Origin of the sequence: Nocardioides taihuensis, from assembly GCF_042657275.1 — a bacterium.
In the GTDB taxonomy this organism is placed as follows: domain Bacteria; phylum Actinomycetota; class Actinomycetes; order Propionibacteriales; family Nocardioidaceae; genus Nocardioides; species Nocardioides taihuensis.
Window position 1 is genome coordinate 1 of the sequence record NZ_JBHSKD010000037.1, and the last position, 1,120, is coordinate 1,120.

The 1,120-nt window shown below is 70.1% G+C and carries 1 protein-coding gene; it reads right to left on the minus strand.

The window, feature by feature from the left end:
* The coding region (locus tag ACFPGP_RS23845; protein ID WP_465263280.1) for an IS30 family transposase at positions 1 to 1,120 on the minus strand (1,120 nt) is incomplete at its 3' end.

Here is a 1,120-nt window from a genome sequence, read left to right on the forward strand (position 1 = left end):
CGAGGCGTTTGCGGGGCCTGTCGTTGAGTTCTTGCTCGACCCAGGCGAGGTCCTGGGCGGAGTGGACCGAGAGGTCGGTGCCCTTGGGGAAGTACTGGCGCAGCAGGCCGTTGGTGTTCTCGCTGGCCGCGCGCTGCCAGGGCGAGTGGGGGTCGCAGAAGTAGACCTTGAAGTCCGGGCCGAGGACTCCACCGGTGAGGCGTCGGTGGGCAGCCATCTCCTTGCCCTGGTCCCAGGTGACCGAGCGGCGCAGCTGCTCGGGCAGTTCGCGCATCCGGGCGATCAGGGCGTCGGTGACGGCCAGGGTGCCGTGGTCGTGGGGCAGGTGCAGCAGCATCACGTAGCTGGTGGTGCGTTCGACCACGACCCCGATGGCCGAGCCGTTGGCCTTGCCGGCGATCAGGTCGCCTTCCCAGTGGCCGGGCACCGCGCGGTCGCTGACCTCGACGGGGCGCTGGCTGATCATGAGCTTGTCGGGGATCTGGCCGCGGTTGTCCTCGGCCCCCTCGGGTCGTCGTGGCCGGCGGTGGATCCGCCCGCGGCGCAAGTTCTTGGCCAGATCGGCGCGCAGCGCACCCCGTGCCTGGATGTAGAGCGACTCATAGATCGTGTTGGGGTGCACCCACATCTCCGGATCCTCGGGGAACTCGCGGCGCACCCGGCCCGAGATCTCCTCGGGTGAGTACCGCTTGCCCAGATCCTCCTCGACCCGCGCCCGCAGCCGCGCGTTGGCCACCAGCTTGGGCTGCTTGGGCCGCCGCCCGTTGTGCACCGCAACCGCCTGTCCCCGCTTGGCCGAGTACCGCCCCGACCGCAACCGGCCCCGCGCAACCTCACGCGAGACCGTCGACTTGTCGAACCCGATCCGGGTCGCGATCGAGGTCAACGACTCGCCCACCGCCAGACCAGCCTCGATCGCGCACCGGTCCTCGAACCGCAGTCGCCGACCGTTCGAACCCCGACCCTGCCGCGGACGCACACCACCATCGGCCGCGATCCACCGGGTCACGGTCGACCGCTCCATCCCCACCGCCGCAGCAGCAGCACCCTGACTCGAGGTCCGCGCGTAGACCTCCCACGCCTGTTGCACCACACCAGGCACCATCCGCCACGAAAACAC